The 23,831-nt window shown below is 39.4% G+C and carries 22 protein-coding genes; 6 read left to right on the top strand and 16 right to left on the bottom strand.

Annotated elements, in window-relative coordinates:
- Positions 1 to 7: 7 nt before the first annotated feature.
- The gene (locus tag WG954_RS21510) at positions 8 to 484 is read right to left on the bottom strand and encodes a c-type cytochrome (RefSeq protein WP_340439177.1); all 477 of its coding nucleotides are present in this window, start codon (positions 482 to 484) and stop codon (positions 8 to 10) included.
- A 219-nt stretch (positions 485 to 703) separates the two neighbouring features.
- Here WG954_RS21510 and WG954_RS21505 point away from each other — a divergent pair, with 219 nt between their 5' ends.
- A complete protein-coding gene (locus tag WG954_RS21505; protein WP_340439175.1) occupies positions 704 to 1,318 on the top strand; it encodes a Crp/Fnr family transcriptional regulator in 615 nt (204 codons plus the stop codon).
- A gap of 65 nt (positions 1,319 to 1,383) precedes the next feature.
- Positions 1,384 to 2,634 (top strand): hypothetical protein, encoded by a 1,251-nt coding sequence (locus WG954_RS21500; protein WP_340439174.1) that lies wholly within the window; start codon positions 1,384 to 1,386, stop codon positions 2,632 to 2,634.
- A gap of 91 nt (positions 2,635 to 2,725) precedes the next feature.
- Here the strand turns inward: WG954_RS21500 and WG954_RS21495 are convergent, their stop codons facing one another.
- From WG954_RS21495 to WG954_RS21425, 15 genes are all read right to left on the bottom strand, one after another.
- On the bottom strand, positions 2,726 to 3,511 hold the full coding sequence (locus tag WG954_RS21495) for a hypothetical protein (protein WP_340439172.1): 786 nt from the start codon (positions 3,509 to 3,511) through the stop codon (positions 2,726 to 2,728).
- A gap of 233 nt (positions 3,512 to 3,744) precedes the next feature.
- The gene (locus tag WG954_RS21490; RefSeq protein ID WP_340439171.1) at positions 3,745 to 4,173 is read right to left on the bottom strand and encodes a hypothetical protein; all 429 of its coding nucleotides are present in this window, start codon (positions 4,171 to 4,173) and stop codon (positions 3,745 to 3,747) included.
- A 26-nt stretch (positions 4,174 to 4,199) separates the two neighbouring features.
- Positions 4,200 to 5,507 carry a S41 family peptidase gene (locus tag WG954_RS21485; protein WP_340439169.1) on the bottom strand — a complete coding sequence of 436 codons (1,308 nt, stop codon included), beginning with the start codon at positions 5,505 to 5,507 and terminating at the stop codon, positions 4,200 to 4,202.
- A 76-nt stretch (positions 5,508 to 5,583) separates the two neighbouring features.
- Positions 5,584 to 6,117, bottom strand: a complete 534-nt coding sequence (locus WG954_RS21480; protein ID WP_340439168.1) for a dihydrofolate reductase family protein — start codon at positions 6,115 to 6,117, stop codon at positions 5,584 to 5,586.
- Positions 6,118 to 6,132: 15 nt separating this feature from the next.
- Positions 6,133 to 7,575 carry a serine hydrolase gene (locus WG954_RS21475; RefSeq protein WP_340439167.1) on the bottom strand — a complete coding sequence of 481 codons (1,443 nt, stop codon included), beginning with the start codon at positions 7,573 to 7,575 and terminating at the stop codon, positions 6,133 to 6,135.
- A 108-nt stretch (positions 7,576 to 7,683) separates the two neighbouring features.
- Positions 7,684 to 8,454, bottom strand: a complete 771-nt coding sequence (locus WG954_RS21470; RefSeq protein WP_340439166.1) for a hypothetical protein — start codon at positions 8,452 to 8,454, stop codon at positions 7,684 to 7,686.
- A gap of 34 nt (positions 8,455 to 8,488) precedes the next feature.
- The gene (locus WG954_RS21465; protein WP_340439165.1) at positions 8,489 to 9,688 is read right to left on the bottom strand and encodes a serine hydrolase domain-containing protein; all 1,200 of its coding nucleotides are present in this window, start codon (positions 9,686 to 9,688) and stop codon (positions 8,489 to 8,491) included.
- 31 nt (positions 9,689 to 9,719) lie between these two features.
- A complete protein-coding gene (locus tag WG954_RS21460; RefSeq protein ID WP_340439164.1) occupies positions 9,720 to 10,313 on the bottom strand; it encodes a hypothetical protein in 594 nt (197 codons plus the stop codon).
- 116 nt (positions 10,314 to 10,429) lie between these two features.
- Entirely contained in the window at positions 10,430 to 11,023 is a 594-nt protein-coding gene (locus WG954_RS21455; RefSeq protein ID WP_340439163.1) for a DinB family protein, read from the bottom strand.
- A 176-nt stretch (positions 11,024 to 11,199) separates the two neighbouring features.
- Positions 11,200 to 11,778, bottom strand: coding sequence for a Crp/Fnr family transcriptional regulator (locus WG954_RS21450; protein ID WP_340439162.1), 579 nt, complete (start codon positions 11,776 to 11,778; stop codon positions 11,200 to 11,202).
- Positions 11,779 to 12,058: 280 nt separating this feature from the next.
- Positions 12,059 to 12,592, bottom strand: coding sequence for a GNAT family N-acetyltransferase (locus WG954_RS21445; RefSeq protein ID WP_340439161.1), 534 nt, complete (start codon positions 12,590 to 12,592; stop codon positions 12,059 to 12,061).
- A gap of 60 nt (positions 12,593 to 12,652) precedes the next feature.
- The gene (locus WG954_RS21440) at positions 12,653 to 14,107 is read right to left on the bottom strand and encodes a hypothetical protein (protein ID WP_340439160.1); all 1,455 of its coding nucleotides are present in this window, start codon (positions 14,105 to 14,107) and stop codon (positions 12,653 to 12,655) included.
- A 181-nt stretch (positions 14,108 to 14,288) separates the two neighbouring features.
- On the bottom strand, positions 14,289 to 14,921 hold the full coding sequence (locus WG954_RS21435) for a response regulator (RefSeq protein ID WP_340439159.1): 633 nt from the start codon (positions 14,919 to 14,921) through the stop codon (positions 14,289 to 14,291).
- 69 nt (positions 14,922 to 14,990) lie between these two features.
- Positions 14,991 to 16,100, bottom strand: coding sequence for an acyltransferase family protein (locus WG954_RS21430; RefSeq protein WP_340439157.1), 1,110 nt, complete (start codon positions 16,098 to 16,100; stop codon positions 14,991 to 14,993).
- 5 nt (positions 16,101 to 16,105) lie between these two features.
- Positions 16,106 to 19,174 (bottom strand): ligand-binding sensor domain-containing protein, encoded by a 3,069-nt coding sequence (locus WG954_RS21425; protein WP_340439156.1) that lies wholly within the window; start codon positions 19,172 to 19,174, stop codon positions 16,106 to 16,108.
- A 256-nt stretch (positions 19,175 to 19,430) separates the two neighbouring features.
- Between WG954_RS21425 and WG954_RS21420 the strand changes: the two genes are divergently transcribed.
- The 4 genes from WG954_RS21420 to WG954_RS21405 all read left to right on the top strand — a co-directional run bounded on the left by WG954_RS21420 (position 19,431) and on the right by WG954_RS21405 (position 23,796).
- On the top strand, positions 19,431 to 19,910 hold the full coding sequence (locus tag WG954_RS21420) for a GIN domain-containing protein (RefSeq protein WP_340439155.1): 480 nt from the start codon (positions 19,431 to 19,433) through the stop codon (positions 19,908 to 19,910).
- A 191-nt stretch (positions 19,911 to 20,101) separates the two neighbouring features.
- The gene (locus WG954_RS21415; RefSeq protein WP_340439154.1) at positions 20,102 to 20,389 is read left to right on the top strand and encodes a hypothetical protein; all 288 of its coding nucleotides are present in this window, start codon (positions 20,102 to 20,104) and stop codon (positions 20,387 to 20,389) included.
- A 166-nt stretch (positions 20,390 to 20,555) separates the two neighbouring features.
- Positions 20,556 to 23,096: a phosphoenolpyruvate carboxylase gene (locus WG954_RS21410; protein ID WP_340439153.1), complete on the top strand. Its 2,541-nt coding sequence runs from the start codon at positions 20,556 to 20,558 to the stop codon at positions 23,094 to 23,096.
- Between the two features lie 214 nt (positions 23,097 to 23,310).
- Entirely contained in the window at positions 23,311 to 23,796 is a 486-nt protein-coding gene (locus WG954_RS21405; RefSeq protein WP_340439152.1) for a hypothetical protein, read from the top strand.
- The last annotated feature ends 35 nt before the right edge of the window (positions 23,797 to 23,831 follow it).

Raw genomic sequence — 23,831 nt, 5'->3', positions numbered from 1 at the left:
GAATAGTTTATTTTACTCCATCATTCTTGCGCATGAATTCATACACATTTCTTGCCTCATCATCGGTCAGGTTCTGGTTAGGCATACGAACCAAACACAACTCCAGTTGCGCCATTGCTTTTGGATCTTTATCCAACATCTCATCAACATTGGTTACAAAGTTCATGATCCACTCAGGCTTGTGACGTGTAGTTACACCTTTCCAACCCGGGCCAACCAATTTCTCATCAGTAAGCTTGTGGCAACTTCCACACTTTACATCATATACTTTGCTGCCGGCTTCAGCCATGGCTTTATCAAGTTCAGGTTTTACATCTACATTGGTAAACTTACCGGCGCCCCTTTCAGGATCGTAGGATGGGTTACCATTATCAGTTGTTGTTTGCGTGGTTGATTCTGTGCCTGATGTCTTATCAGATGAGGCTTCATTGCTACAAGCGTAAACGAAACCCAGGAAACTGAAGACGATGAGCATTTTTTTCATGAGCATATTTTTTTTATTTGGCAGATAAAATAACAGGGCAAGATTACTATCACTTGAAACAGAACATTATGATTAAAGTCATAAAAGAAACTGACTGATTACAATCAGGAAAAAACAGGGGATCATGTTTGTTAACTGTTGAAAAACTGATCAAGATCAGTTCAATGTTTGCCATTTATCAGAAGCCAAACATTACCTGCGTAGTATTTTGCAGCCATTATGCAAGCAACCACACCCGTTATTATTGATCTGGATCTGCTCCTTGCATGGGGTGCAACTTTTCACAATCTTGAAAAAGGGCAAGTGCTTTTTTGTGAAGACGATCCTGCACATTTCTACTACCAGGTGGTGGAAGGAAGGATTAAAATGTGTAACTGTAACGAAGAAGGAAAAGAATTTATACAAGGGATGTTTGAAGCAGGTGAAAGTTTTGGTGAACCTCCTCTGTTTGATGGCGGCATTTATCCTGCAAGCGCAGAGGCAGATGAAGCATCAGTAGTTATTCGTTTGCGAAAAGAAAATTTCCTGCAACTGCTGAAAGAAAACTTCGACATCCACTTTGGTTTTACACAAACGCTGGCACGCAGGCTTCGTTTTAAATCGTTGATCTCAAAAGAAATTTCATCGTATGGCCCAATGCACCGAGTAAGTACGCTGTTGCAGGAGTACAAAAAAAGCAGAGGTATTGCAGACAATGAATTACTGAAAATAGAACTCACACGCCAGCAAATAGCCGATATGACGGGCTTAAGAGTTGAAACCGTTATCCGGGCAATTCGTGAACTGGAGCGTAATGGCCATTTAAAAATTGAACGGGGTAAAGTGTATTTCTGATATGAGCACACGCATATTCCCGCATGAGATAAACAATTCACTTTGAGAAACTTTTTTGCTGTATTATGACTTTCACACAACAATGGGCCAAGAGAGCCTTCTTTAATTTTACTCTACTGGCGCTGGCTGGTATATTACTCCGCTATAAAATTCTTTTTCCTTTACCACTGGTTGATCAGAAGCATCTGTTACATGCACATTCACATTTTGCCTTTGCCGGTTGGGTATCGCTGGCATTATTCATTGGCATTATCCACTTATTAAAACCAAACGACCAACAGCAGAAACAATTCAACAACATATTATGGACACAACAGCTTAGCAGTTATGGCATGTTGTGGACATTCCCTTTTATGGGTTACGCAGCACCTTCTATTTTCTTCTCAACCCTATCTATACTTGTTTCATTCTGGTTTGCACTTGTTGCCTGGAAAATGATCCGCACTAATGCACAACTAAGTTTTGAAAAGAAATGGTTGTACTCAGCTTTGCTGTGTAATATTATTTCAGCAGCCGGCACATTTACGCTTGCTTATTTAATGGCCAACAAGATCATAAATCAGGATTTGTACTTTGGCTCCGTTTACTTTTATCTCCACTTTCAATACAATGGTTGGTTTCTGTTTACCATTTTTGCCTTATTCTTTTCACAGATGAAAGAACGGATGCAGGCAAAGCATGTTCATTTGGCTGATCTTCTCTTTTACCTCTTATTGATAACAGTTATCCCCGCATGGTTCTTATCTATGTTATGGATGCGTGTGCCTGGTTGGATGAGTACATCAGGTGCTATTGCATCAGTTCTTCAGATAGTTGCACTCTTACTTTTCATCAGGCTGTTAATACTAATGAGACGGCAGTTCCGACTTGTATTTCATCCGCCTGTTCATTTGTTATGGCTTATTGCAGTGATAGCTTTTTCACTTAAAGTAATTATGCAGGGCTTTTCTGCAATACCGGCACTCAACCAATATGCATTCGGCATCCGCCCGATTGTAATCGGATTCCTGCATCTTGTTTTACTTGGCTTTGTGAGTATGTTCATTATTGGTTATTTGTTGCAAAGCCGCCTGGTTTATCTACCAACAAAATTTGCCTTTGGTGGATTGTGGCTTTTTGTATCTGCCATGTTTCTAAATGAGCTTGTATTAATGAGCCAGGGCCTGGCTGCAATTTTTTACAAACCCTTTCCTTATAGCAACGAGTTATTGCTTTTAGCCGCCGGTTGCATGTTTACAGGATTATTACTTTTCTATCGGGAACAAACAAGTAAGTATAGTGCTCTAAACACAGGGACACAAGTCGTCAGCAGTTAAATTCCCACCAACGTAAATAAAAAGCCCGGGCATGAATACCCGGGCGAGACCAACTGCATGCGAAAAAAATACTGACTATAATTTTACAAGCTTAGAAATAGGTAAAGCTGATTGTTGAGTTTAAAGGTTGTTGCCCCACAACTGTTGATTGCATTACTGCAGACTTAGGAACTCCGTTTGAATGATATTGATAAGTATAATTCACCGTTTCTTCCAGGGCATTGTTGCTGTCTTTATGTATTTCATTGATGGTATTATTTGGTGTAGCTGGTGCCCAAAGAAGATGTAACAAATCTTTTGCTGCATAAAGCGGGTTTGTTTTATTATCATATGTATATGTTACAGTACCGCCTGATATGAATTCATTTTGATTTAATGGATTCTGCGAAAAGAATTCAGTCTTTTCTACATTGCCGGCTGCATTGTTAGTGAAAACAAATTTCAACCAGGCCTGCCCTGCCGCTGAATTGATCTCAACTGATTTTAAAAAGTTATTCTGATACGAATAGGTTGTAACAAACAGTTCCAACCCATCCAATGTTTCAAATGAAGCTTCAACAAGTACACCATTCTGGTAAATGGGCACAATACGAATATCTTCATCAGAAGTAATTTCGCTGATCTTTCCTGCAGCATTGTAGCTCACTTCATAGTTGATCAAATCGCCTGAAGTAAGAAAATCGTTTTTAACCGCCGCTGTTTTAATTGTACCGTTGGTATTGTAGGTAAACGTGATCTGAGTATCAGGCGACATCACAGTTTTTAACTTTGTGCTGGCCTGAGGTTCAGATGTCGGCTTCTTACAAGAACTGAGAATAAGAGTGGTGCTTACAACGAGAGCAAACAGCAGTGCTGTTGATTTGAAGTTGAATTTCATAATAATGATAAGGTTTAATGATTTAAATACCTGACAAAGATGCTTCCACTAACGTTGCACCACAACCGCATAAATATGTGAAATAAAAAAGACCTGCTGTACAGGTCTCAGGTGCAAGGTTAGCAATTGTAAATCGTCTATTGATTGTGACTGATGCAAAGATGCTGCTATTAAGACAATCTGCTTATCGCATAAACATGTGGTTTGCGTTTCATTAACATAAGCAAAATAAACTACAGATCTACCTGAATCACTTTTACATTAACTGAAGGTGGAATGTCTTCACCAATTGCGACGAAACTAACCTGGTTCAAGGCATCTCTATACCTGATGACTTTGCCAAATCTAAGTTGCTCAGAATTTTGTAAAATGTCGAATTGTTTATTGATGCGTAAAGGAGTTTGTATTGCAGGATAGGCACGAAGACTTTGATAAGGTATCACAGTATCCCATAAAATAACCTCGCTGCCGTTCGAAGTTTGTTTACCAAGAGTCAACCGAACCTCTGCTTCTACTCCATTATAAACGGGAGCAGAATAATCTACAGCTTGGTAAACACTGAACTCTACAGTTTTCGAAACCGCAATTTCTTTTACGGGCGTTATTTTACTGCAGGCGCTAAGTAAAAGAAGAACACTTGATGATAAGATTAATTTATTCATTTATTTGGTTTTAACGTGATTGAAAATTACCTCTTCACTACAACGACAGAATTCTGATACCCGTTCTCCATTTCAGTTTCTTTATTAGCAGGATCAATGATCCACTGCCCGTCTATTACAAACTTGTACATATGCTTCCCAGTCTCAGCAATTGTTTCAACGATCCACTCATCGCCTTGTCTTTTCATTTTTGCAGAAGAAGCTGACCAATCATTAAAACTGCCTGCCACTGAAACGACTTTCGCATTGGCATAACCCTTTAACCGGAACGTAACTTTTGTAAATACAGGTGTTTCTTTTTCTACCTGTGCAATTAAGCGCTTCAATTCATCTTTCCATCCCTGATCAGTTGATGTATTGAAACTGTTTTGCATAGCCAGTATATGTGCTTTCTGCAATGCAAGCCTTGGCATGATCAAACTATCGGGCTGCACACCCACTCCTTCCCAGTTTGTTTTTGTAATAGGATTAATGGCACGGCCAACAGGTAAAAACATATTGAAGTGCTTTGTAAGATTTACAGAACCACCGGGATTTGCGCCACCGCCTGTTACTTCGCCAATGATGATTGCCCGTTTTAAATTTTTAAGATCATAAGCCATTTCTTCGGCACCTGAAAAAGTACCGCCGCTGGTTAAAATATAAATCGGCTTGTTGAGATATTTTTTGCCTGGCACTACTACCTGTGTCCAGGTTTGTTGTGTAAAATTCCGCTCACGCCAGTATAGATCATTTAAGTGTGTTTTATCGGCAAAAAAATAACTGCAGAGAAAAGGGATTACATTGTCGCTCATGGCTCCACCGCAATGACGAAAGTCGATGATGAGCGCATCGGTATGTTGCACATAGTTCATCATTGCTGCATAAAAATCACCGGCATACTCTGTTCCGCATAAAAATTTAAAATCGATATATCCAATGTTACCTTTTAACACTTCCAGTTTCTTTACACCATAGTTTTCCAAACGAAGAAACTCCGCATAGCCTTTACGTTCCTCTTCTGATATCTGCATGAAATCGTTGTTACGGTTGATCACTAATGGCTCAGCTGAATAACGGATGGTTACATGCTTATCATTGCAGATGCTTCTTACATCTGTTGTTAGTTGAGACGCAAAACCATCAGCACTGGTGATAGTATCGTAAGCCTTTTTTGATTGCTGCTTTCGCAAGTGAAGTTCAATTTGCTTTGCAGTCTCTGGAAAAATGTAGCGTTCATTCATCAACTTAATAACACTATCGATCGCTTCTGATTTTTGTTCTTTCGTTACCTGTGCTGTAACGGTATGAAGTGAAAAAAGTAAAAAGATGACAAGGTTTATGACAAGTTTCATAAAAAAGGTTTACCAAATGTAACCAGTTGGTGATTGCAGCAACACCACATGAACATGTGAAAAGGAAGTTCGCAGGTCAGACTTTTACAAAACGATAATGAAGTTGTACAAGACCTGTATCAAATGTTTTTACCGTTTGAAGTTCCAGATTTTGTAAAGGGTTTCCCCGTTTAAACAAAGCAATCCCACCGCCAAGCAAAACGGGTATGTATGAAAGATAAAGTTCATCAACCAAACCATGCTGTAACAATCTGTTCACCACATACGCACCCCCATCAATAAAGATCGTTTTGCCATTTTGCTCTTTCAGCATTCCTACCAAATCAACCACATCACCAGTGTAGAAATTTATTGTTCCTTCGGTTGCCCGTTCGGTTCTTGTAATGTTATAAGCTTCCTTATCAGCATGCGGAAAAGGATAACCCATCGATAATACCTTATCGTATGTATTCTTACCTAGAACAACGGTATCGACAGTAGCGATAAAAATTCCGTAGCCATAATCTTCCCCTTCCTTTTCTACTTTCGAAAGAAATGAAAGATCACCATCGGGTGCAGCAATATAACCATCAACACTGGCTGCGATATAAACAACAACTTTCCTTTGCATCAGAATCTTTCAATTTTACAATTTACTACTGATATTCTTCAGCATCATCTTCGCAAAATCGTCTTCAGGATTAATTACAAGTGCTTTATTAAACCACTCAGCAGCTTCCTTAAACTTTTTCTGATTAGCATACAACTGGCCTGTTACATTATATAAAGATGCTTCATTGGGAAATTCTTCCCGCCCCATTTCAATTACAGCAAATGCTTTGTCAAAATCCTTCATCGTTTCAAACATATCGGAGTACATAATATATACCCACGGATTTGGTGTTTTATCAAACCCCTTTTCTTTAAGAATGGCCTTGTAATTCGTACGCACATAATCAAATCCTTTCTCTTCTGTTACTTCCATCAATACATTTTCAAGATACTTTTCCGGCTTGCGGGTTTCTTTGTTGTAGAGAATACGCAAAATATTATTTGTAACATCACGTGGGTTCACACGGTTATTGATTAACACTATAACAATATATCCATCTTCTTTTACGATCTTGAGATCAGAAGAAAATCCTTTACCCCCACCGCTATGGCTATAAGTTCTTTTCCCAAAATCTAACTGTTCATCAACCCAGCCAAAGCTGTATTTATCTGCTCTTCCTGTTGCAACTTTTCCGCTCCACATACTATCACGCATGGCAGTTGAAAGAAGTTTGTCGTTAAGTAGTGCTTTGGCAAAGCGATAAAGATCGATCACATTCGACTGCATACCACCATCAGACAAAGCAGGAAATTCTTCTGCTGCTGCGTTTACAAATGTTTTCTGCGTATAAGCAAGGTAAGGAGTTGCTTCATTTGGCGCAATGAAAGTGGCCGGGTAATGAATGTATGAACTTTTGATACCTGCTGGTTTAAAAATACGCTCCTCCAGGTTTTGCATGTACGACTTACCGCTAATTTTTTCAACGATCTTTCCCAACAAAATGAATCCTGAGTTAGAATAATCATGACGCTGCCCCACATAATCCAATGTTGGCTCCATTGCAACCACATATGGCATTACATCATTCAGCGATTTCAGTTGATGACGTTCTGCTTCAAAATTCACATGCATCATATAATTGCCAACACCCGAAGTATGCGTCAACAGATGCCTTACAGTTATGCTATCTGCCTTCTTCACTTTAAACTCAGGCAAAACTGTTGCAAGTGTTTGCTCAAGGGAAATTTTACCTTCCTGCACCAACTGCATAACAAGTGTTGCAGTGAACGTTTTGCCCATTGAGGCTATATTAAAATTAGTGGCAATGCGGTTTAGCACTTGCTCTTCCCTGCTGGCATAACCAAAGGCCTGCTGATACAATACCTCGTTGTTCTTTGCAACAAGCACACAACCTGAGAATTGTTTGGTTTCAATATACTGTTGAATGAGACTGTCAATCTTTAACTTTTTATCTGCCGGGAGCTGGGCAAAAGAATAGTGCAGTCCAAATGCGAATAAGAAGATGATAAGTTTCATAAACAAATGTACAGGCATACAAAAATTGAGGCAATCACATGAATATGTGAAAAGGGATCTTCTGCAAGATCCCTTCTTAATCCAACCGCTATTGAAAGATTAAATGTGTTATTGGTAGCTGTATGTAAATAATATATCAATTGTGCTTCGGTCGTCTTTATAAAGCTTTGTTGCCGGGTAACCGTCGGCATCATACGTATATTCAAATGTACTTGTTTGATACAGCTCACCGTTAGCTGCATAATGCCTTATACGACCGGCATTGTTTTTTTGAAACACAACTGAAGGCAAATAAACTGTACCCAGAAATGAAACCTCAGGATTTTTAAACTGATCGTATTGATCATACACTGTACTTCCATTTAAAACAAAAGGTCCGTCGTTTGTCATCTTTAAATAGTACATCGTACGCTTCAAATTTCCATCAGCATAATATTCAAACGCCTGTTTTGATTCTTTTGGCTGATCGATATCAGGCTGACTAAATTTTTCTCTCCATTCGATCAATTGTCCCTTGCTGTTATACGTGTAGTAAAGTGTAGATATCTCACTTCCCATTGGGCGGAAAGTTCTTACCACTTTCACCTGCCGGCCTTCTGTTTCATAAAATATAGAACCTCCTTGTGATGAAGCTGTGCTGATGATGCCATCGATATAAAAATAATTCACCGACATAAGCGATGTTCCGTCTCCATTAATAAACTGGAGCGTATGATTCGTCAGGCGTTTGTTTGCATCATAGGTAAACGAACGGAAATCGGTGGGTGATGAAGAAATTTTTGTTACCAGTTTTGATGTTCGCTGAGGTTGATCTGTTGGTTTCCTGCAGGAAACAAGCAACAACAAAATAATTCCAAAGCTAATGTAGGTGTAACGCATAAAAATTCGTTTACAGGTTAAGAAATAATTTTAGTTAACGATAAGTTGCCACATAACGACACAGATCTATTTTCAGGTCGCTGGTGCGGAACAGATACTCACCAAACAACTGCCGGCCGGCGTTGATGGTAATAAAAATGTAAGTATCATTTGCAGGAACATATAAAACCTGTGTTGTACCGCCTATTCCATCGCCTTCGTGACCATATGTGATTGTTGGTACCGTTTTATTGTAATTGCCAAAATACTCAAGACCCAGGCCGTAGTCAGGCTCTGTACTTTCTTTTCCCTGTATCCATGTACGCATTTCCTGTAAAGAAGCTGCACTGATGATATTACCATTAATGAGTGCTTCCATAAAACGAATCACATCAGTTCCGTTTGCTGCAATACCACCGTAACCTTCTAACCCTTTTGCAATTGTATTATTCCATTTAGTTACGTTTTCGAGCTGACCATTATTGTAACGTTCAAAATAATAGTTGGGAAAACCAAGCTCAAGCAATTTTGCATCAGATATATGATAGTAGGTTTTTGTGAGATTCAACGGCTGCAGAATTTCTTCCTGCAAAACCTGCGCATAAGGTTTATTGCTTGCAGCTTCCACAACCCACTGTAACAATGTGTAACCACTGTTGCTGTAGAAAAAATCTGTTCCGGGTTCAAACAACGCAGGTTTGTCGTAAATGAATTTGATTTTTTCTTCAAGAGTTAAAACAGTAAATGGATTGTTAAGTTGAAAGAGCTGAAAGGATGGTTCTACTGTATGATTTCGTAACCCGCTGCTATGATTCATTAATTGGCGAACTGTGATCTTATCGCCATTTGCAATATGCTTTAGTATATCCTGAGAAATAAAATTTTTTATTGGTGCATCCAGATTCAGCAGGCCCTTTTCTTTTAAGCGCAATGCAACAGTTGCCAGGTAGGTTTTTGAAATACTGTAAACCCAGGCGGTCATGTTATCCGACATAGCGGTTTTTGTTTCCGTTTTTGCATAACCACCGTTTGTAATATACCAGCCATCGGCATTCTTCACCATTACCTGGGCACCAGGTACACCTTTGGCAATATGTTTATTCAAAATAAAATCAAGGCTGTCTTTCATTGGGTGATTTTCATTTTCCGGTAGTACACCGGCAACAGGTGTAACGGCTGTGCTGTATATATCCTGCCGACAGGAAGCTAAAAGAAATAAACAGGCTACTGCCAAAACGATCGAACTATGTTTCATGATCATTCAATTAATAAGTTGAGAGTAATGATTATTTTTTTGCTGAATACTTTACACCCAGCAGAAAGAATGAAGAAGGTAATGGAGTAAGATCAGGTGTGTAGTTGAACAATGCATTCAGCTGATAAGAAACATAAGGAGTAAATCTGCCTTTGGTAGTTTCAATTCCACGATAGCCAATGCTTACCTGTGCAGGCACCTGTATAACAGCTTTTATGGCTTTCCCTTCAAACCATTCGGTACCGTTCCACTTTAAAGGTGTTGATGGATAAAATGAAAACTGATAACCAACGCCGGCGCCAATTCCCAATTCAATTTTTTTAGCAACAAGTGGTGTGTAGTTAAATAACAGCTGAGTAAACAATGCATCGCCTTGTTGCACGTGCCGGTTATACCCTAGCCTCAATGTTAGTCCAATACTGTTTTTTACATTTAAGGGCTGATGCACACCCGCCATGAAAACGGGTTGTGTTCCTTTTAATGTTGCTTTAATGAAAGGGGCATAATACGTTTGCAGGCCGCCTGCTACCTCATACCCAAGTGGCTTTGTATGTTGCTGGGCTGAAAGATTGAATGCCCCTATCGCAAAAAGAAAAGAAAGGATGATGATAAGGTTAAATTTCATGATAAGGTTTATTTGCAGCAAAGCTTCCAAATAAAAAACACTCATACAATCACATATCAATGTGATAATAAGAGATTTGATCTTTCAATCATATCTCTTTAACGACAAGGTTTAACTCAGGCAGCTGACAAAACCGACATACGATTTTGCTCAACCTGCTTTAAGGTGTTTTCAATTTGCAGGAAATGACGTTGCTCATGTGCAATAAAGAAACGGAAGGTGTCGCCCAGTTTTAGCTTAATGAGTTTAGTAAGCGAAATAGGAATGCGGTTGTAGTCAAGATTAGCCGTACGAGCAATCTGCAACAGGTTCAGCAAATGATGTTGATGATTGATAAATTCATTCAACATCGCCACAACATCGGGTTGAGCAGAAGGAACAGCGTTGGCTGGTGCTTTCATTTTACTTTTGAGTTTCTTTTCGTCTGTCGGCTTCATGAGGTTGGTAAAATAATTGCCAAACCAGCCGGGTGTAAAGTTTTGGTTAGGCCCTGATTGATTGAGATGAAGCTTTTCTTCTATTGCCGTAATGTAGTAACGGGAATAGATGTTTAAATGTTCCAGAACCTGAGCCACACTCCACTTGCCGGGGTGAGGCTGCTGTGTAAGCAATGGCTGGTTTGTGTTTTGCAAAGCAGTGCATTGCAATAATATTTCACGAACATCACTTTGTAAAAGTTCAAGCAAGGTATTGCTGTGGATCTGTTTCATGTGTTCTTTTTTATTTTTTTAGCCACATAGTATATGCATAAAAATCATCGTCGCTGTAGTATAAATTAGCTTGATAATTTTCATGGATATATCATGCTTCCGAATTTTATACAAATTTCAACTGAAGCAACAACATGATTGTTGGTAAAAACCAAGATTTATGAAGCCGGAAAAAATCAGAGTTTAACGGAGCCCAGCAACTTGCTGAAATTAGTGGCATCCATGCCGAGATAAGAAGCAATGTATTTGTGTGGCACAAGATTAAGAATGTGCGGACTTCGTTGCAGTAATGTTCTGAATTTTTCTTCATTGGTAAAACACTGCAATTCGATATGGCGTTGTAATGCACCTTTCAACGCATAGGCTGTTGCCTTGAATAATAAATGCTGAATATGCGGAGAAGACTTTGACATTTGATCAACTGCGTCATAGGAAATACGCAGGAAGCGACTGGCAGTTAATGTCTCAAGAAAATATAGCGATGGAGTTTGCGTAAGAAAACTATCAGCCACTCCACTGAAAGAAGGGGGATAAGTAAATACGATGGTGGCTTCTTTATTACCATCGCCAATGTAAAAAGCACGTTGCAATCCTTCCAATACGAAATAAAGATGACGTTCTGTTTCCCCGGCAGCAGTAAGAATTGTTTTCCGCTTTACTGTTAGCGGTTGCCACCCGGATGTAAAACGTTCCAGATCCGCTAAAGGAAGTGGATAGATCTGTTGAACAAATTGTTTCAGCAATTCAATTTCCATCCTGCTAAAGATAAGCAATGCTGGCTAGTGCAAAAAAAGCTGATCAGTTATTTTCGGGGTTACCTGTGCAGTTGATCAACAGGTAACCATAACCTGTACCTGTTGGAACAACGTAGATATGAGCCCACATTAAGTCGTTCATAAAAAATGATTTTAGTAATGATATAAACGAAACTGATGTGAAGATAGATTGCAGAGACCCCGAAATCAATCGCATAACTGTGTGAATTGAGGAAGCAATTGGTTGAAATGATGTGATGCTGCATCACATATTGTGCTCTTAGTGATAAGGATTAAACAATGCGTAGTAGACCAGGTCGATGTAGTTCCCGTTTTTTATCTCGCACTGCCGGTGCGTGCCTTCGCAGGCGAAGCCCAGTTTTTCCAGGAGCTTGATACTTGTATCATTGTCCCCTTCAACAATAGCTTCAATACGATGAACATCAAGTTGTGTAAATGCATAATTGCAGATGGCTTTCACTGCTTCTGATGCATATCCACGTCCTTGTTCACCTGGCAATATCCAATAACCGATCTCAATACAGCGATGTTGCATTCGGTAATTATTCAAACCGCCGTTACCAATAACATTTGAAGGATCATCGCCGGGACAGATTGCCCACCATATCCCATCACCTGTTGTGTAAATTGAATTGTAAAAATCCAGTTGCGCCTGCACCTCTTCGAGCGAATGATAAGCAACCGACATATGCCTGTTCACCAACGGATCGCTGTAACCTTTTAAAACAGCAGCTGCATCTGTCTGTTCTACTTTACGTAGTAATAAACGTTCAGTGGTAAGAACAGGAAACATGTAAATTTCTTTCAGGCAAAATAAAAAATCCTGTTCTACAAAAGAACAGGAACAATGTGATTATTTATTGAGATCAACCATCAAACCCATTCGCACCGTTACATTTGGGTCGAGATAAGGATTTGCCGCAACCCATCCGGTTGTTTTTGCTTCTGCTTCTGCATACAGCTTTAATACCTTCCTTGTTGGATAATAAGCACGCAGTTGTAACAAACCGCCGGGCTCTGGTTTGGTGGATGTAAACAATTGATCTTTGGGTTGCAGCCACAACATTCCTCTTGCATGTAATGGAATTTGTTTGCTGCCGGCACGCAGTTTGATCGCAGGATTTTCTACCTCAATGCCGGGCCAAAGTTTTTCTTTATTCCTGTATCCATGTAATCCAACGAGCCATTGTGTTCCTTTTGTTTCGAGAAATACATCAAGACCAAGGTCATAACCAAATGAATTCAATATATGACGAACCGAAAAATTAAACGCTGTTTGTTCATTCACTTTGATACGATGAATACCAACCATGGACGGTGAAATAAAATTCAGGTATTGCATCCGCCCCATCTTGCTTAAATACCGGTCTTCTTCAGCTGTAAGCTGACTTCGTTTAATAGCTCTGTTGATGCCCATTCCGTTTGGATGTGTACCACGGTTGCTGTACGGTTCATTGATCCGATGCAGATCGTATACCCACGCTGTAAAATCCCAGCCTACAAAATCACGATCCTTCACAGCAACTCCATACTTGTTCATTGTATCGATACTGGCGTCATAGTCCTTTTCTTTGAATTGATTCACATAACCAATTGCCTGGTTGGTCACAAGAATATTCATGACAACATTTGGTTGATTAGTGCGATGAAAAAAATTATCTTTCTGCAACGCCCTTACCAACTGATATTGCGCTTCAATACCAGCTGCAAAACTTCGAACCATGTTTTGAGGGGCTGTGCTCTTAAACCGCATCATATCTTCATCCAATACATGCGATACTGATCCGCTTGGAATACCACCGCCAAAACGATAATAGGTTTCATCAAAGCTTGATGCACATTGATGAGTAATACCATTACGGTGAAACTCTTCGTGCAGCCAAACAGGACCAAACACCATGAGGTGATAAGCCAACACATAATCAACTGCACCGGCTGTTGCATTCGCAGCAATCCGGTTCAAAAATTTTTTCTTTCGATTTACCGGTGCAATCCATTTGTTCCATAACCGGTTATTGAAATAATAGTTTGTTGCATGCAGATTTTTTGTAACAGCAAGTGCCTGTTGCATCGAAGGACTTTCGTACCCACGTATAAAATCGCCGAATGTGGGACGCACAGTTCCTCCTGAAGGTAACTTCATGCGTTTGTTGAACGACATTCCTGCTGCATAATTCATGTGTGGAAATTCAAGCAAAGGAAAATCGAGAAGGAGGCGGTTTCTTATTTGTTTTGAACTATCCTGTGCAGTTAATGTGTAACAACAGACAAGTGCTGCTGAAACAAGGAATGATCTGACCAATTGCATGATAAAGTTTTGATTAATGATAAGGTGGATACAAAAATAGCCCGCTGTGCAGGCTATTGATGAAAGAGTTGGATGAACTGTATATTTCAGCCAGGTTTCAATTCAACTAAATAATAAAAAATGGGATGAGTTGAAAAAGAGACTTTGATTCTTTACTGACAAATGCTAATTGAAAATCCGTTTACAATAATTTATCCTTAAATGCTTTTGCCACGGCCTCACTTTTTGAATTGACGTGGAGCTTCTCGTAGATCTTTTTAATATGACTGCGAACAGTATCAATGGAAATGAACATTTCAGAAGCAATCATCTTGTAGCTGTACCCGTCAACTAACAACTGCAAAACCTGTTTTTCACGGTCGCTTAAATTATAGTCGTCGTTTTGCAAAGTATTCACCTGCGAAAACATTTTGAGTACCTGCGTTGCTATGGATGCCGTCATTGGCGCACCTCCACTCGCTGCTTCTTCAATATACTCAAGCAATTTGGCAGGAGGTGTTTTTTTCAGCACATAACCATTGGCACCGTTGCGTATAGCTTCAAACACATTCTTATTATCATCAAACACGGTGAGCATTAATATTTTTACATCGCCATTACGGGCTCTTATCTTTTTCAATCCTTCAATACCATTCGTGCCGGGCATATCAATATCCATCAGGATCACATCGGGTTTCCAGGCTTCTACTTCATCGGTTACGTTGTCGCAATTTTTATAGGAAGCCAATACTGTAAATCCATCACTTCCATCAATCAACATTGTAAGACCTTCACGTAGCTGCGGATTATCTTCATACAGCAATACTTTTATCATGTTGTTATTGTTTATACAAAATTAATACTAAGCCCCCCGCTACCAATCACATAAACATGTGCTTATTCATCAGAACCCACGGCCGCCTGTCATCACAGCATATGCTTTCGGTGCAAATCTTCGTAACACACTGCCCACCCAAATACAAAAACAAAGTGTAATTAACGGTATCAGCAGGTAAGTAAGCAGCCGGTAATAGGGAATCATGGAGGTATTCATCAGTGCCCATTTCATAACGTAAGGCAACAAAGGAACATGCAAACCAAAGATGAAAAAGGAAAATCCACTGGCATAATTAAACCATTCTTTCTGAGTAAACCATTTGATCACTTTATCAGCTCCAAACCACATTGCCATAATACCAGCAAGAACCGATACTTGGTGAATGATGATAAGCGGGATCCAAGAAGACCAAACATTGGGTTCAAGCTCAAAAGCCATAAAAGTTTTTACAATCGACAATCCAATAAAGACAATAAGTGTTAAACCAAGACTGAACCATTTCGGCTCTGTTTCAAGTGAAAAATTCCGTTTCTGAATCCAAACGCCTAATGAAAAGAAAAATAACCCCCGGAAATCAAGTAAGGGAACGTTTACCACCGTTACAAAAAATAACAGGAATGTAAATGGCAGCCATATAAAAGGAAGTCTTTGAACCAGCCAGCGTATAACAGGATACAAAAGATTAAAGAAAAACAACGACATGATAAACCATAGCTGGTAAGATATAGGCGAAAGTGTTAAACGCTCAAGCATACCCGCCCAGCCGATTGCGGTATACGGACGATTATCGCCCAGCTGATCAATACCTGCTGCTGCAACAACATTTGCTGTGTATGGAAACTGTTGCAATAAAAATGTAAACAATAAACCAAATGCACTCCAGATAAAATATGGGATGATGAGTGTGCGGAACCTGTTTTTTACCTGGTGGCCATAAGAACGATGATCGTATGCTGCATACAGGTATCCGGAGATCATGAATAACATAGGAATGCGAAAACGTAATAACCCATTTGCAACTAAATATTCAAAAAAAGTGGTGAAGGTGAGTGGTTCTTCTACCGTACTGAAAGGAGCGAGATAAGTGTTGTTCAAATTATATCCGTGCACATAAGCCAGCAGTGCAATACACACAAACGTAAAAAATCTGAATTTTTGACTGAGTGAACGGGTCATTACAGTTAATTAAGTGGTACTGTTAATCGCACTTCAGTTCCCTCTCCTTCTTTTGATGTAAGTTGAAGTTTACCTTGTAACGCATCGGTGCGCTTTTGCATATTACCCAAACCGTTTCCGCCATCGGCGCTTTTAACATCAAACCCAACTCCATTATCTTTTACCAGTAAAATAAGTTTCCTGTTCTCAACAAACACATGCACACTAGCTTTGCTGCACCTTGAATATTTTGCTGCATTGTTCACCGCTTCTTTAAAGATGAGAAAGAAATCCCTGCGGCCTTCCATATCAATCTTTGCTTCATTTACCTCTTCAGTTGCTTTAAACTCAAGGTCAATTTCTTTTGCTTCAAATACATTTGTTGCAAACTCACGCATTCGGGCCACCACTTTCTGCATGGTATCGTTTGCAGGTTTAATAGCCCACACAATATCATCCATTGCCTCCATCATGCGCTGACTGTTATCGCTGATCTTGTTAATGTATTCTCCCGTCTTTATGGCATCAGAATTTAATTTTGCTTTGGCCATTGAACTGAGGATGTTAATGGTGCTGAGGGTGCTGCCCATATCATCGTGCAGGTCACGAGCTACACGATTACGGATTTTTTCAACAGCGATTAACCGGTTAAGACGAAGCCTGTGCATACTGTAAGCAACCACTGCCACAAGCAACAACAGTGCAGAAATGAACCAATACGTTCGCCAGAAAGGAGGTTTAATATAAATAGGTAAGCTGCTGATATTTTTTGATTCCATTCCATCAAGACTTTCGGCCTTTACTTTAAATATGTAATGCCCCGGCGACAACGCTGCAAAAGGAACAGATAAACGATCTGCCCTTATCCAATCTTTATGAAGACCTTCCATTTTGTAATAATAGATAAACTTTTCCCTGTTTTTAAAATCGAGACATGCAAAACTGATGGTGAAGTTATTCTGATCAGGCTTCAGTCTTATTTCAGGTAAACGTTGTAATGAATCGAGCAACTGGTATTCATTACCTAACAGAAAATCAGTTAATGTAACATCAGGCGGCGGAATACTTCTTCGAAACACATCCGGTTTAAAAAACAATAAACTGTTTACACCGGCAAACATCACATAACCTTCGCTGCAGATAAAGTCTGCTTTATCTGTGATCTCGCCCATTAAAATTCCATCCTTGCTGCCATAACTGGTAAACCGTTTTCGTTTATGATCGTAGCGTGATAACCCCTTGTGTGTAATGATCCAGAGATAACCATTCCTATCGAGCCGTAAACGTTTAATGGAATTTGATGGTAATCCTTCACGCCAGGTTACCTGTTGCACTTTACCTGTTCTTTTATTGATGATGTTGAGTGCTTCTGTTGATGCATAAATTATACTGTCGTTTAGTTGCTCAAGATCAGTGCAGGTATTGGTAAACAGCTGACCATCGCCTTCTGCTGCGGTATAATGCTGTTCAACTTTATCAGTGACAGTATTGATGGCGTATACACCTTTATCATGTGTGGCAACCCAAGCCCAACCTTGTTTATCGATTAATATTTTGTAGATAATTGCACCTTGTCCAAGATCAAGTACAAGTTTATAATTGGTGCCATCATATTTAATAATACGTCCGGCCTGGGTGCCAAACCACAATTTATTTTGATGGTCCTCTACAATATAACGGACCGTGCGTTTATCAAAAATTTCCGGACGTTGATATTCTGTTTTACCTGTTGCAGGATCGTAGATCATTAACAGGCCACTCTGGCAGCCGATAAATATTTTACCTGTTTCTTTTTGCTGACACATGCTCCAGGTTAAACGATAACCATTGGCAGTGCCAGCATCCATAGAAGGCATGTTTTTATAAAGCGGTGAAGGATAGGGCTTAAAATTTCTATTGAATGTGATGATGCCTTTGCCCCAGGTGCTCAACCAGTAATCGCCGTTCTTCAATTCCATCAGATCGGTTACACTGTAGTACCCGGGTAAATTCGATAAATAAATATTTGTGATATCAGTCGAGAATGTTGAAGTATAATACAAACCCTGGTCTGTAGCAATCCACAACACACCATCCATATCTTCAAACACCTGATTTACTGAACCATATCTGATACCATAGTTATCAAGATACTGTGTACGGTGAAGCTCAAAATTTTTATTCATCGCATCAGTTCTGTTGTCGAGGCTATAAAGATTGCCCAAACCGTAGATCCACAAAATGCCGCTCCTTGTCTGGTAAAAACTTCTCAGCTCTGCATAAGATGTGTTAACATCTACAAGACCTGCCGTATCATTCAAAGGATATTTCCCTGTTGCATCAAAGCAATGAAACTTCTGCGAACCCGCCCAGTTAAACACCCAATGACGACGTTGCTGATCTATGTAAAACTCTGAAACATTTGATTGCACAACTTCATTATTCAACAATGGAAGATTAGCAGGATTATAATTCCTGGTCCACATTTGTTTGCTGGCTTCATCATATACACTTAAACCGCTGTCGCAAACAATCCAATATTGTTTTTTCAGTTTATCATGAAATGTATTGAAAGTGGCCTTCCAGTTTTTGGGTAATTTATTGAGCGGTGTGTTTTCTGTAAACGCATTCACCGTCTTATCGTAACGCAATATTTTTCCGTAATGATGAATATTGATATACGTTTCTCCATAAGCATCCTGCCACATTTTGAACTCTGATCGTGGTGGTAATGTTGCAGATGTCTTAATGGGTATTTTGCGATAACTGTAAGTTGAAGGATTGAAAATACCAAACTCCTTTAATGAGTAAGCCGCCAGCCACATGCTGTTACTGTCGGCCGGTAATATCTGGTTTACGGTTACAGTAGGTAAGGGATCGCCTTTTGTTCCATCAGGACTGAATGTAACAAACTTGGCGCCATCAAACCGTTGCACACCATTACTTCCACCCACCCAAATGTATCCTTTCTTATCCTGGTAGATACTGAAGAGAACATTTGATTGCAAACCAATACCATCGTCGGTACTTATCCGGTTGAACGCATAAGAAAATCGTTGTGCAGAAAGTGGAAGCACAGCAAGGATTAAGAAAACAAAGGATACAATGACTCTCATGCGGTTGTTAGTTATTCAAATGTAAACAACCGTTTTAATATTCTGTCACCCTGGCAATAAAACCACATGATTATGTGATAGCTATCGTGTAACCAATTTAAAATACAGCTCCAGCAAGGTTTTCAGCCAACAACTCGTAATTCATTTTTACCGCTTCAACATGTTTATGCGATTGTTTTGGCCTTCTCCATGATGCATCTTTGTATTGTTAAACTAATCATCAAAACACGGCTGCAAAGCCAAAAACCTTATTATCATGAAACAATTATTTAGTCTGCTCATCGGTGTGCTTACAATGGCCACTGTTGCAAATGCAGAGAACATTACACGAGAAATGGATCTCACAGCTTCTGTTTACAGTATTGAAGTAAGCGACGACATTAATGTAGTGCTTACACAAAGTACCGATGCAAAACTTCGTATCACCGGTGAAGAGAAAGACAACAAAGCAGTATTGTTTGATCAGAAGAATGGTCGTGTACGGCTCTTAAGCAAAAAAGGTTCACTCAAAAACAGGGTAACTGTTTATGTTCCTGTACAGAACCTTCGCCAGCTCGTTATCAACGGAAAATCTTATGTACGCAGCAACGGAGTTATTGCTTCAAAAAATCTGCAGGTAATAGTTGCAGGTGAAGCAAAAGTAGAGATCAACAACCTGGGAGATATTGCTTTTGAAGCTGATCAGGATATTGATCTGCAGATAAAAAAATGGCACAAATCTTATAGCAAACAGTAATCGTGAGTATCAACAAAGAAAAACCATCTGCTTATGCAGGTGGTTTTTTTGTTATTTACCAAGAACGGTTTATTCATGGTTTACTACAGTTCACTCAACAATTTGTACTATTCACATATTTATGCTATTGTGCAGGCTTACACGCAGTATATATTTGTTCTGTGATTGATTGATCACAAAAAACAAACAACATGAAAAAAGGTATAATGATGGTAACAGTACTGGCGGCCTGGTTCCTGGTAAAAAACCCGGGGTATACGCAACTGGTAAAAGGGAATAAAACTACCCTTCCTGAAAAAGCAATGGTGTTTGCAAAAACGGTAAAGAAAGATCTGTTTCAATTTACTACCGTTCATTTGCCTGAAGTAAAAATAAAAACAAACAATAGCAAGCATAAAACACACTCCTGCTTTCTGCAGGCAACCAATGACAAACATTTGCATAACCATGAACCCTTATTGATCGTAAACGGCCTTTAAAAAACACTTCTTCGTTATTAGTCACACCTATAATTACTTCAGTCTAATCTGGAAAGACACAGCCGCCCCGTAAGGCGGCTTTATCGTTTGCGTAAACAAATTTTTTCAACCCTTCAATTCTTTTTATCTTTCGCTCCACGATTGCCTGCCTTAAAACAGGATTACTATGTCATTTTCACATGCAGCAAGGCTGCAACAGTTTAAGAACCTCGTAGGGATCAGATTTCAACTCTACAACAGTTTATTTACATCGCTTCCGTTTCATCGTATTGAGCGGACAGGTATTTTGTTGTCTTTACTACTCAACAACAGTGAAGATGGGTATAAGAAAAAACTTAGCCCTGTAGAAATACTTGAAGATTTCTTTACACGCCACACGGTGTATCAGAAAGAACAGGAACAGATCGATCTGCTCTTTCGCTTTGTGCAATATGCCGAGCGCCAGATCGTGTTGTTTGATGCGTTGGAAGATGCTTCATTTCGTGAAGTGAACGATATGCAGGGATCAGGTTCGTTAAAACAACTTTTTAATGAAGTGCAGATAAAGCACAAAGAAAAAGAGCTGGAACAAAAGCTGAACGATTATTGCATCCGTTTGGTACTAACGGCACACCCTACTCAATTTTATCCCGGTTCGGTGTTGGGTATAATTCATGATCTGTCGAAAGCTTTGGCCGATAATAATGCAGGACTCATCAATACCTATTTACAACAGCTGGGTAAAACGCCGTTCCTAAAAAAGCAACGCCCTACTCCGTATGATGAAGCTGTGAGTTTGATCTGGTATTTAGAGAATGTATTTTATGCCGCTGCAGGCAAAATTTACACTTCTATCAAGAATCAGTTACAATTAGGTATTGATTTTAACCAACCATTGATCCGTATGGGTTTCTGGCCTGGTGGCGACAGAGATGGCAACCCGTTTGTTGTAACTGATATTACATTGAAAGTTGCATCGCTGTTACGTGGTTCTATTATTAAATGTTATTATTTAGAAGTTCGTCGTTTAAAACGCAGGCTCACCTTTACCGGTGTGGATGTTTTACTCGCAGGTCTTGAAAAGAAATTGTACGATAACATTTTTATCCCCGGTCATACAACCAGTTTAAGCAAAGATGAAATACTTGCTACGCTGTTTGAAATAAGAAGCATTCTCATTCATCAGCATAATGGCTTATTTCAACAATCAGTTGAGCAACTGATCAACCGTGTGCAGTTATTCGGTTTGCACTTTGCTTCACTCGATATTCGCCAGGACAGTTCAGTACACAAACAGGTATTGGCAAACATTGTAGCGAAAGACAGCAGCATTGCATTACCTTATTTACCCAACTACAAGACCAACCCCGAAAATAAAGCCACCGATGAACTGGTGAAAGAAACATTGGATGTAATGAAAAACATCCGTACCATTCAGCAGGCAAATGGTGAAGATGGTTGTAACCGTTACATCATCAGCCAGTGTACCAGTGCAGAAAATGTAATGGAAGTGTTTCAGTTATTATTGTTAAGTGGATGGAGCAAAGAAGTATTGCCGATTGATATTGTGCCTTTGTTTGAAACAGTGGAAGATCTGCGACAGGCTCCAACTGTAATGAAAGAGTTGTATGAGAACGAAGTGTATAAAGAACACTTACAGCAACGCAAGAAACAACAAACCATCATGCTTGGTTTTAGTGATGGCACAAAAGATGGCGGTTACCTCATGGCCAACTGGAGTATTTTCAAAGCGAAAGAAGAACTCACCCGCATTTCGAGTGAGTATGGCTATAATGTTGTGTTCTTTGATGGACGTGGCGGCCCTCCTGCACGTGGCGGTGGTAAAACACATCGCTTCTACGCATCAATGGGTAAACAAATTTCCAATAAAGAAATTCAACTGACGGTACAGGGACAAACTGTAAGTTCCAATTTTGGCACACATGATTCAGCACAGTTCAATATTGAGCAACTGCTCAATGCCGGTATCAGTAACGATCTGTTCTCTTCAACAAAAGCATTGCAGAAAGAAGAAGAAGCATTGATAGTGGAAGTGGCGAAGAAAAGTTTTGATGCTTATGTTGAATTGAAACAGCATCCTTACTTTATGCAATACCTGGTTGATGTGAGTCCGTTGAAATATTACAGTGATACAAATATTGCCAGCCGTCCTGCAAAGCGTGGCGGCTCTTCACGTCTTGAATTGAAAGATCTCCGTGCAATTCCCTATGTGGGTGCATGGAGCCAGATCAAACAAAACGTAACGGGTTACTATGGTGTGGGCACAGCATTAAAGGCATTAGACGACCAGGGACGCTTTGCTGAAATGAAACAACTGTATCAAAATTCGCTCTTCATTAAAACACTCATGGACAATTGTGAGATGGCGATGAAGAAATGTTTCTTTCCGTTAACAGAATACCTTCGTGATCACCCGGTGTATGGAGAGATATGGCAGAAGATCTATAACGAATATGAACTCACGAAGAAATATGTATTACTGCTGAGCGGTAATACCGAGTTGATGGAAGATTTCCCGGTTGAACAATTATCCATTCAAATGCGTGAACGTATTGTAATGCCACTTATCACCATACAGCAATATGCTATTGCAAAATGCAGGGAGATGAACGAACGTGGACAACAATCGCCACATAAAGCAGCATACGAAAAACTGATCATCCGCAGTTCATTTGGGATTATTAATGCGGCGAGGAATTCAGCGTAAGCGATCGTGTTTAGAGATATTGAAAATCCGTGTACTGGTTGTGCACGGATTTTTTTGTTGTTGACCTCCACAATAGTTGCCATGGATAGTCATTAGATATTAAAGACTAAACAATCAAAATTTAGAAAATTTATTTTTTCATACTAGTTTTATATTAGTTGGTCAGATAATCTACTTTATGAAAAAGCAGTATTTTATTTAATAGATTTATAAGATGAAAATTAAAACCCTACTCTGCATTACAGCACTTCTACTTTTTTATTCCTGCTTAAATAGAAGCAAAACTCCTGTTGAGGTTCTTACATTCCGCTTCGGAGATATTAAAACGAGGCTTGGACAGTCTGGGTACTACATAACAATTAACGAAAAATATCAAGTTAAAAATGATAGCACCATTAGACAAAGTAACTCATATCGGTTTTATAAACCGGGTTACGAATTTATAAGTTATGGTGTAGCAACATTAGAAGACAAAGGCAAAACGAAATATGAGTCAGACCCATTTCTTGACGACGCAAGTCCAATCAAAATAATTCAATCAGTAATTCTTGGAAAAAAACAGGATTGGAAAATTTACAACGCTGGGGTATTGGGATATTGTGGAATAATAAGTGGCGATATGAGTAGTTTGGTATGTTCACCTGATTTAAACAACATTGATACGCTTATCTCTATAGCCTCGTCGGTTTCAAAAGAATAAAGAATGTTCGGCAGTCAGAGAATATTTTCTTTTTA

It is taken from the genome of Lacibacter sp. H375 (genome assembly GCF_037892425.1).
Lineage (GTDB): Bacteria > Bacteroidota > Bacteroidia > Chitinophagales > Chitinophagaceae > Lacibacter.
This window is presented reverse-complemented; position numbering and strand designations above follow the sequence as displayed.

Excerpts from the sequence above, each read along its gene's own strand:
- WG954_RS21510 (WP_340439177.1), bottom strand. The coding sequence starts at position 484 with ATGAAAAAAATGCTCATCGTCTTCAGTTTCCTGGGTTTCGTTTACGCT.
- WG954_RS21505 (WP_340439175.1), top strand. The coding sequence starts at position 704 with ATGCAAGCAACCACACCCGTTATTATTGATCTGGATCTGCTCCTTGCA.
- WG954_RS21500 (WP_340439174.1), top strand. The coding sequence starts at position 1,384 with ATGACTTTCACACAACAATGGGCCAAGAGAGCCTTCTTTAATTTTACT.
- WG954_RS21495 (WP_340439172.1), bottom strand. The coding sequence starts at position 3,511 with ATGAAATTCAACTTCAAATCAACAGCACTGCTGTTTGCTCTCGTTGTA.
- WG954_RS21490 (WP_340439171.1), bottom strand. The coding sequence starts at position 4,173 with ATGAATAAATTAATCTTATCATCAAGTGTTCTTCTTTTACTTAGCGCC.
- WG954_RS21485 (WP_340439169.1), bottom strand. The coding sequence starts at position 5,507 with ATGAAACTTGTCATAAACCTTGTCATCTTTTTACTTTTTTCACTTCAT.
- WG954_RS21480 (WP_340439168.1), bottom strand. The coding sequence starts at position 6,117 with ATGCAAAGGAAAGTTGTTGTTTATATCGCAGCCAGTGTTGATGGTTAT.
- WG954_RS21475 (WP_340439167.1), bottom strand. The coding sequence starts at position 7,575 with ATGAAACTTATCATCTTCTTATTCGCATTTGGACTGCACTATTCTTTT.
- WG954_RS21470 (WP_340439166.1), bottom strand. The coding sequence starts at position 8,454 with ATGCGTTACACCTACATTAGCTTTGGAATTATTTTGTTGTTGCTTGTT.
- WG954_RS21465 (WP_340439165.1), bottom strand. The coding sequence starts at position 9,688 with ATGAAACATAGTTCGATCGTTTTGGCAGTAGCCTGTTTATTTCTTTTA.
- WG954_RS21460 (WP_340439164.1), bottom strand. The coding sequence starts at position 10,313 with ATGAAATTTAACCTTATCATCATCCTTTCTTTTCTTTTTGCGATAGGG.
- WG954_RS21455 (WP_340439163.1), bottom strand. The coding sequence starts at position 11,023 with ATGAAACAGATCCACAGCAATACCTTGCTTGAACTTTTACAAAGTGAT.
- WG954_RS21450 (WP_340439162.1), bottom strand. The coding sequence starts at position 11,778 with ATGGAAATTGAATTGCTGAAACAATTTGTTCAACAGATCTATCCACTT.
- WG954_RS21445 (WP_340439161.1), bottom strand. The coding sequence starts at position 12,592 with ATGTTTCCTGTTCTTACCACTGAACGTTTATTACTACGTAAAGTAGAA.
- WG954_RS21440 (WP_340439160.1), bottom strand. The coding sequence starts at position 14,107 with ATGCAATTGGTCAGATCATTCCTTGTTTCAGCAGCACTTGTCTGTTGT.
- WG954_RS21435 (WP_340439159.1), bottom strand. The coding sequence starts at position 14,921 with ATGATAAAAGTATTGCTGTATGAAGATAATCCGCAGCTACGTGAAGGT.
- WG954_RS21430 (WP_340439157.1), bottom strand. The coding sequence starts at position 16,100 with ATGACCCGTTCACTCAGTCAAAAATTCAGATTTTTTACGTTTGTGTGT.
- WG954_RS21425 (WP_340439156.1), bottom strand. The coding sequence starts at position 19,174 with ATGAGAGTCATTGTATCCTTTGTTTTCTTAATCCTTGCTGTGCTTCCA.
- WG954_RS21420 (WP_340439155.1), top strand. The coding sequence starts at position 19,431 with ATGAAACAATTATTTAGTCTGCTCATCGGTGTGCTTACAATGGCCACT.
- WG954_RS21415 (WP_340439154.1), top strand. The coding sequence starts at position 20,102 with ATGAAAAAAGGTATAATGATGGTAACAGTACTGGCGGCCTGGTTCCTG.
- WG954_RS21410 (WP_340439153.1), top strand. The coding sequence starts at position 20,556 with ATGTCATTTTCACATGCAGCAAGGCTGCAACAGTTTAAGAACCTCGTA.
- WG954_RS21405 (WP_340439152.1), top strand. The coding sequence starts at position 23,311 with ATGAAAATTAAAACCCTACTCTGCATTACAGCACTTCTACTTTTTTAT.